This is a genomic window from Paenibacillus melissococcoides, assembly GCA_944800085.1.
Lineage (GTDB): Bacteria > Bacillota > Bacilli > Paenibacillales > Paenibacillaceae > Paenibacillus_B > Paenibacillus_B melissococcoides.
On sequence record CALYLO010000004.1, the window covers coordinates 587788 to 594566 of the forward strand.

General features: G+C 46.8%; 8 protein-coding genes and 2 pseudogenes. 8 read left to right on the forward strand and 2 right to left on the reverse strand.

Annotated elements, in window-relative coordinates; genetic code table 11:
- Window position 1 precedes the first annotated feature (1 nt).
- The 4 genes from OCY70_RS17565 to OCY70_RS17580 all read left to right on the forward strand — a co-directional run bounded on the left by OCY70_RS17565 (window position 2) and on the right by OCY70_RS17580 (window position 2356).
- Window positions 2–322: a hypothetical protein gene (locus tag OCY70_RS17565; RefSeq protein ID WP_213431291.1), complete on the forward strand. Its 321-nt coding sequence runs from the start codon at window positions 2–4 to the stop codon at window positions 320–322.
- Window positions 323–451: 129 nt separating this feature from the next.
- On the forward strand, window positions 452–640 hold the full coding sequence (locus OCY70_RS17570; RefSeq protein ID WP_213431292.1) for a hypothetical protein: 189 nt from the start codon (window positions 452–454) through the stop codon (window positions 638–640).
- Window positions 641–742: 102 nt separating this feature from the next.
- Window positions 743–1447 (forward strand): ArpU family phage packaging/lysis transcriptional regulator, encoded by a 705-nt coding sequence (locus OCY70_RS17575; protein WP_249725665.1) that lies wholly within the window; start codon window positions 743–745, stop codon window positions 1445–1447.
- 516 nt (window positions 1448–1963) lie between these two features.
- A complete protein-coding gene (locus OCY70_RS17580; RefSeq protein WP_261948775.1) occupies window positions 1964–2356 on the forward strand; it encodes a hypothetical protein in 393 nt (130 codons plus the stop codon).
- A 64-nt stretch (window positions 2357–2420) separates the two neighbouring features.
- On the opposite strand, the pseudogene OCY70_RS17585 reads toward OCY70_RS17580, so the two are convergent.
- Window positions 2421–2835, reverse strand: a pseudogene (locus OCY70_RS17585) (type II toxin-antitoxin system HicB family antitoxin).
- Complete coding sequence (locus tag OCY70_RS17590; protein WP_261948776.1) at window positions 2828–3076, reverse strand: addiction module toxin, HicA family; 249 nt, start codon at window positions 3074–3076, stop codon at window positions 2828–2830. The pseudogene OCY70_RS17585 and the gene OCY70_RS17590 overlap by 8 nt, the downstream one beginning before the upstream one ends.
- Window positions 3077–3762: 686 nt before the next feature.
- On the opposite strand from OCY70_RS17590, the gene OCY70_RS17595 reads away from it, so the two are divergent.
- The 4 genes and pseudogenes from OCY70_RS17595 to OCY70_RS17610 all read left to right on the forward strand — a co-directional run.
- The gene (locus OCY70_RS17595) at window positions 3763–4041 is read left to right on the forward strand and encodes an HNH endonuclease signature motif containing protein (RefSeq protein WP_306433981.1); all 279 of its coding nucleotides are present in this window, start codon (window positions 3763–3765) and stop codon (window positions 4039–4041) included.
- Window positions 4016–4171, forward strand: coding sequence for a hypothetical protein (locus OCY70_RS17600; RefSeq protein ID WP_213430757.1), 156 nt, complete (start codon window positions 4016–4018; stop codon window positions 4169–4171). Before OCY70_RS17595 ends, OCY70_RS17600 begins: the two co-directional genes overlap by 26 nt.
- 543 nt (window positions 4172–4714) lie before the next feature.
- Window positions 4715–5203 (forward strand): phage terminase small subunit P27 family, encoded by a 489-nt coding sequence (locus OCY70_RS17605; RefSeq protein WP_213430758.1) that lies wholly within the window; start codon window positions 4715–4717, stop codon window positions 5201–5203.
- A pseudogene (locus tag OCY70_RS17610) lies at window positions 5200–6759 on the forward strand (terminase large subunit); the annotation flags it as partial. The gene OCY70_RS17605 and the pseudogene OCY70_RS17610, both read left to right, overlap by 4 nt.
- Between the last annotated feature and the right edge of the window lie 20 nt (window positions 6760–6779).

Below are 6779 nucleotides of genomic sequence, written 5' to 3' on the forward strand. Positions count from 1 at the left end.
GATGGGCGCAACAGGAGAGTTAAATTTAGTGCGGATGAGCGGTGAAATGCGGTTTTCCTCGATGACGGATAAGGTCGCACTTGATGATTTGCAATACTCTGCTTTGAAGATGTCCGCTTGGCTACAAATGCTGAACAACGGCATGAAACCAGTCTCGTGGGCGAAACCCAACCGCAGAGGCACCCGCGTTAAATGGGAGTCAATCAATAGTCGTGAAGAAGAAAATTGGTCATTTGATGAATTGGAAGGCTTCGTGAATGCGATTAAAAAGCGATTCGGGGCCGACATAGAGTTGATACGGGAGGAAGTGAAACGGACATGAAAGTAGAGTTTGATTTTAATCTTCTCCGTTGGATCATCGGATACTGGATGCTTGGGTTCGGCGCAAGACGACAACATGCATTTTATATTGGCCCGTTCGCTTTATGCCTTACCGCAGGAGGTACAGGGGATGAGTAATGGACCTGTCTATAAGAATAGTGAAGTTATCGGCAATTACTCAGACTATTGGTTGCTGGCTATAAAGCAGATGAAGGAACATGGAGCTATAGATACACAACAACAAAGATCGCTGAACAGGAAGGTAAAGAACTGGTGGTATGACAAGATGAAAGAATTGGAGGGCCTAAGGGATGTATGAATGGTTGAAGTGGCCTTTGATTATTCTGGCCATTGCATTCCTGACGAATGGATTCAACTTCGTAACAATCAATAAACATTACCATGGGAAGGAAGAGGATAAATGAACGAGATGAAAAATGATCGTGTCATTACGTCCGCCATTCCAGAAATGGGACATGGCCCGATCACATACGAGACTCAAGAAGGCGGGACAAAGCAGTTACGTGACAATGTTTCTCGCCTGTGGTGTGCATGCGGCAAACCTGCAACAAAGTATACGTTTGGGAACCAGTCTCCGCATGATTTTCAATGCATGGAATGTGCGGGCGGAGAGGAGATAAAGATTAAAAGTGGGCCGAATAGGGAGCGGGAAGGAACGGAAAAGGGGAGCATGGGACAACTCGCTATGTTCACTCTTGATGAAAATGAGACTTGGAGAAGAGTAGAGGAACGGTTGGAGTCGGCAATGCTCTATAAGCGGTTTGGCTTTATTCGTCGCGAGGCCAAGGTAACGGCCACATACAGCGACATGCCGCGAAGCAACACCAATGTAACAAGCGACCAGACAGGCGACCTATCCACATACAACGTAGACCGGGAGGAAAAGCTGCAGCGGGAGTACGAGCAAGTTATGCGGGCCGTAGGGCAGTTGTCAGACACACAACGTGAAATCATAGAACAGCGTTATCTGACCGATGAGGGAGTAACGGACATTAACGTATATGTCGAAATGGGAATGCCAGAGCGGAGCTATTACCTCGCCAAGTCCAAAGCAATGCACCGGCTTGCTTTCGCGCTTCGGTTGGAAGTCTATAAGGAGCCGTAAAAAATCATTGCAGACTTTTTGCAGATATTTTGCAGATATCTTGCAGTTCATTAGGAGAAAAAGCCTGTATGATTGTATTATGGCAGTAGCGTAAAGGCGCTGCCCGTGCGGACGTGCGCGAGGTTAAAACAAGGGTGCCCAAATTGATGATGTCCATTAAACGGACAGCATCTTTTGAAGGAGCTTTGTTCTCGGAGTCCGCCGGGCCGTGTACTCATAGTATGCGGTATGCAAAGGCTGGCCGACTGAGCCCCCATAATCAGCGGTGATCAGTAAGCCCTACATTATCGAGCCACAACAAAGAGGCCGCAGCGGAAACGCCGATATGTAGGCATGGAAGGGATAACCTAATCCGTCAATCTGACGGTTGTGGAAGGATTGGGCAATCCTGGTCGGTATGTACCCGCTCTGGTGGTTGCTTGATGGAGCGGGATATGCCTCAAATCAAAGTGCTAACTCTTTCATTCTTGGTTATACTGATACTATCTAGTAATCAGAGGTGAGATCATGCCGGGGATGACAGAGCAAGAGCTAATGGCACGCTATAAAGACCATGTAACAAATAAGGAGTACACGTTGGCCATTTCTAAAGATGGGGAGCCTTGCGAGATTGCAGGCAAGATTATAGAGGATCTAATCAATGTGGACGGCGCTCTAATGGCTGTAACCAGCATGGGATTATTTCAACTAATTCCGGATGAAGAAATGACAATGATGTACGTGAGGAATGATCCTAGATTCGTTGCGGTGTCAGATGAAATAATAGTAAATCTCGGAAACGTAACTAAGGTTGAAAGTGACTCAAGACGTATCTGGATGCACGACCAATCAGTCGTTGGTGATGAGTCGTACTGGACAGACTTCATAAGCAAATACGACTTGTTCCAGCAAGGGAAAGTAAGCGGCTGAATATAGTAATGAATTAAGCACCTGAGAGGGTGTTTTTTTTTGTTGCAATCAAAAGGACTCCTCATTAAGAGAAGTCCTTAACACCAAGTTTCTCCTTCAATGCATCTTGAAGTGTCTGGGAGAAGTTGATCCCTTCCTCGGCAGCAGCATCGTTTAGCCATTTTGGAATTGTGAGTGTCTTATTAATGGCCTTGTTGCGGATACGCTCGCGGACGAAATCGGTATTCACTTGGATAAGAGACACAAATGTACCGGCTTCTAATTGGATAGAGTCCGGCTTCGATGGCTGCGGGATATCGTCTTCATCCTCTTCCATCAAGTAAAGGTGTCCACCAAGGGCATCCTTCGCCATATGCAAGGCTTCGTCGAGGGTATCACCTTCGGTAATGCAGCCCGGCAAGTCAGGGGAACGTCACGGTATATCCGCCTTCGTCTGGCTCGCCTGGGCGGAACACAGCGGGATAAATGTACTTACTCATATATGATTAACCTCCTTGGGAGAGGCAGGCTTAAATCAGCCCCGCCTGCTCGAAGATGCTTTTTGTCGTTCTCCGGTTTTAGATCTTTCTTGGGATAGAGGGTACAGAAAACCTTTTCCCTTTTTGGTTGGATGGACAAAGTGCCAGTGGTCACCTTATCTGTATTCTTATGTACCCAACCATCTGATTTTAGGATTTTGATTATTTCTCTTGATGAGTACGCTTTATCAAGGTTGACCATGTTTACCTCCTTTCTGATTATATTATAACACATGTTATTACACGTGTAAAGAATAAAACAAATGTTTTTACACGTGTTGTCGTGGTGGAAGCGGGAACCGTGTTTTTGTCGTGCGATCGCCACATATAAGTAGACGGTGATTTCACCCCATACAAAAGCCACTTATATATGAGAATACGTTTTACAAGCATTACATGATTCCGTGGTCGCTGATTATTCAGCGGCTTTTTATTATGCATAGAAAGGAATGGGAGTATGAAGTTTCTTAAATGGCTTGTACGAGTAACAGCATATCGAGAAACGGAACCACCAAGGAACCGGGGTGAACGCAGACATGGCAGAGAGACATGACAGGCTGCAGCGTTGTGTCAAAATAACACACGCTTGCGGACACACGAAGTACCGTACTGAGATATTCAGGGGAGAAGATGAAGAGAAGCAGAAGATCCGATTCTTTGAAAAGCTGAACTGTCCTGATTGTGCATCGGAGCGGGAACAGCCAGACAAGTGTCGGCGCTGCGCGTGGGGCAAGTGGGATGGAGTGGCACAAACATGCCTGATACCGCTGAGATGTTGGAGGGATGAAGATGCCGCCCAAGCCTAAGCGACCCTGCAGCAAGCCAGGGTGCCCGGAGTTGACGACAGAACGCTGCTGCGAGAAGCACAAGGCAGCAGCTTCACAAGCGATGCCAAGCCGCTCATATGCCAAACTATACGGACGGCGCTGGCGAAAATACCGGGAACAGTACCTCGCCCTGCATCCGCTATGTGTATGTGATGAATGCAAAGGGAAAGAGGTTCCTTTGGCTGCTGATGTAGTGGACCATATTAAACCACACAAGGGCAATTACAACTTGTTCTGGGACCCAGAGAACCACCAACCAATGAACAAGCGATGTCATGATAGGAAGACGGCCAAAGAGGACGGAGGTTTCGGTCATGGACTATACAACGATTGCTATTAAGGTTTCGATTGTGATCCTTATATTAATCAATGCTCGCTATTTGGAAAAACAAATAGATGCCCGTAATTATGGGCGGGCAGCTAGAATAACAGCGATCACAGCCTTGCTCATAGCATCATACGCGCTTTGAATGGAGCTTCTTTATTCGAGGGGATGGAGGGATTAGGGGTTGAGTTCGGGATCCTTGTTATATAAGTGCAGGCAGTGCGGCGTTGTTGAAAAGAATGTACATGTACCTGATGTCATGATTGCGTTGGTGAACATAACGATGGGTGAGCCACTACCTAAAGAATGGGGTGGTAGTGTTGGCTTAATAGGGATGCATTCATGTAGTGATGGAAGGATAGGGGTTACTGACTTGATAGGAGCTACTGAAAGCGGGAGGAAAGCAGACGAGCGTTATAGGAAGGAGGGACATTGTGAAACAAAAACTCACGACTCACTATTGCTTGGATAAGGATTGTGGTTACGTCGAACGAAGTCACAAGGTACGAGATGGCTTGAGGTGTCCTAGGTGTGGGGGACCAACCGCGATTGATACAGTCCGTCGTGGTTCCGATGACGCCCCCCTAGGGTCAAAAACGTGAGGCTATGAGGCGTTGAGCGCTGCCCCCTCAAGCGCACGAAAATTTCCTGAAATCAAATTTAGGGTACGCAAGGAGGTGACGTGACGATGGGGAGGAATCCGAAACCGCTGCATTTGATAAAAGGACATCTGACGAAAAAGCAGAAGTTTGAGCGACAGGACAAGGAACAGAAAATAAGCAGCCGCTTAAGAAGGGATCGCATCCGAGCGCCTGCTTGGCTGAATGATAAGGCAAAAAAAATGTTCCGAGACTTGGTAAAGCAGCTTGAAGAAACCGAATTGCTGACGAATTTAGATGTAAATGGACTTGCTCAATATTGTGACTTACATGCCCGAATGCTGGAGCTTCGAACCGAAGTGGAGGAAAAGGGATATACGTTAGTAAATGAAAATTCGCGCGGAGGTATAACCTACGTCACGAATCCGGCGCTAACGGCCTTGAATTCTACCATCAAGCTACTCCAAGCATATGAAAGTAAGTTCGGTTTAACCGTTTATGACAGAACAAAAATAGCTCTTAAAGACGAGAAGCCCAAAGAATCTGATCCGGTGACGGATCGTTTCGGTGATATATGATTCTTGATGAGCTAGTTTCGTATTCCGAGCAAGTCATAAGCGGTGAAATAGTAGCGTGCAAGAAGCATAAACAGGCGTGTAGGCGGTTCCTGCGCGACCTTGAACGACAAGATACAGGCGATTTTCCCTATGTCTTTGTCGAAGAGTACGCGGAGCGTTTTTTGGACTGGATGCGGCTTTTCAAACACCGTAAAGGCGCGTTAGCAAGGCAGCATATTGAACCGCATATCATACAGAAGTTTGTATTCGGAAATATCTACGGTTGGGTGCATCGCGATACTGGATATCGGCGGTTTAATAAAGCCTACTGGCAGGTAGCGCGAAAAAATGCCAAGTCGCAGTCACTGGCCTGCGTTGGATCATATGAAACCATCGCCTTCGGGGAATATGCCTCCGAGGTTTATTGTGCTGCCACGAAAAAGAAGCAATCCAAGATTGTTTGGAACGAAGCTGCCGCAATGCTAAAAGGTTGCTCTGAACTCATTAGACGAGGAACCATCAAGATAGCTAACGGGCAGATCCAGCACCTTAAATCAGAATCCTTTATGGAAGCTCTCTCGAAAGAGGATGGCAAAGAAGGTGACGGGACAAACGTACAATGTGGGATTGTGGATGAATATCACCTACACAAAACCACGGAGTTTTACGACGTCTTAGCATCCGGTATGATAGCCCGCGAAGAGCCGTTACTCATGATTATCACGACCGCGGGACGAAATCTGAACCATCCATGTTATCGAATAGAGTACAACTTTGTATCAAAGCTGCTCGATCCAAATGTTGACCTAGAAAATGACGAATACTTTGCTATGGTCAATGAGTTGGACGAAGATGACGACATTACCGATGAACGCAACTGGATTAAAGCAAACCCTATTGTCGCAAGCTACCCGGCTGGACTCAAGATGCTGCGAAGCGAGTTGAAAATGGCGCTGGCAGATCCTGAAAAGATGGTCGCGTTCAAAATTAAGAACATGAACGTATGGGTAGACGCCAAACTATCCGGCTACATGGACATGGGCAAGTGGAAAGCATGCGGTACCACGAAGGACAATCCGATGCCGGACACTAACGGACTAGATGCGGTTGTTGGAATCGATTTGTCACGTACAACTGACCTAACCAGTTGCAGCTTTGACATAGAATTGCCGGACGGACGTCTAGCCGTCTTTAGTCACTCATTTATTCCAGAGGAAAAGCTGGCTGAACGTAAACAGTCGGACAAGATGCCATATGACCTATGGATAAAGGAAGGGTGGCTAACGGTGACGCCTGGCGCGGTAGTTGATTATGACTTTGTAATGGCCTATATCCCACAAGAAGCAGAGCGGCGAGGCTGGAACATCAAAGAAATATGTTATGACCCATACAATGCAACGCAATTCTCTACGGCAATGGCAAACGCAGGATTTGTAATGATCGAGATTAGGCAGGGCATTAAACGCTGAACGCTCCGACCAAAATTTCAGGAGCGCGTCTACATGGGGCAGGTCATTCATGAAAACGATCCTGTACTTGGTTGGGCGATGGCAAACGCAATTGTTAAAGTGGATGCACAGTAATATAAATGCTGGAC

Coding starts and splice junctions, on each gene's coding strand:
- OCY70_RS17565 (WP_213431291.1), top strand. CDS start 2: ATGGGCGCAACAGGAGAGTTAAATTTAGTGCGGATGAGCGGTGAAATG.
- OCY70_RS17570 (WP_213431292.1), top strand. CDS start 452: ATGAGTAATGGACCTGTCTATAAGAATAGTGAAGTTATCGGCAATTAC.
- OCY70_RS17575 (WP_249725665.1), top strand. CDS start 743: ATGAACGAGATGAAAAATGATCGTGTCATTACGTCCGCCATTCCAGAA.
- OCY70_RS17580 (WP_261948775.1), top strand. CDS start 1,964: ATGACAGAGCAAGAGCTAATGGCACGCTATAAAGACCATGTAACAAAT.
- OCY70_RS17590 (WP_261948776.1), bottom strand. CDS start 3,076: ATGGTCAACCTTGATAAAGCGTACTCATCAAGAGAAATAATCAAAATC.
- OCY70_RS17595 (WP_306433981.1), top strand. CDS start 3,763: ATGCCAAGCCGCTCATATGCCAAACTATACGGACGGCGCTGGCGAAAA.
- OCY70_RS17600 (WP_213430757.1), top strand. CDS start 4,016: ATGGACTATACAACGATTGCTATTAAGGTTTCGATTGTGATCCTTATA.
- OCY70_RS17605 (WP_213430758.1), top strand. CDS start 4,715: ATGGGGAGGAATCCGAAACCGCTGCATTTGATAAAAGGACATCTGACG.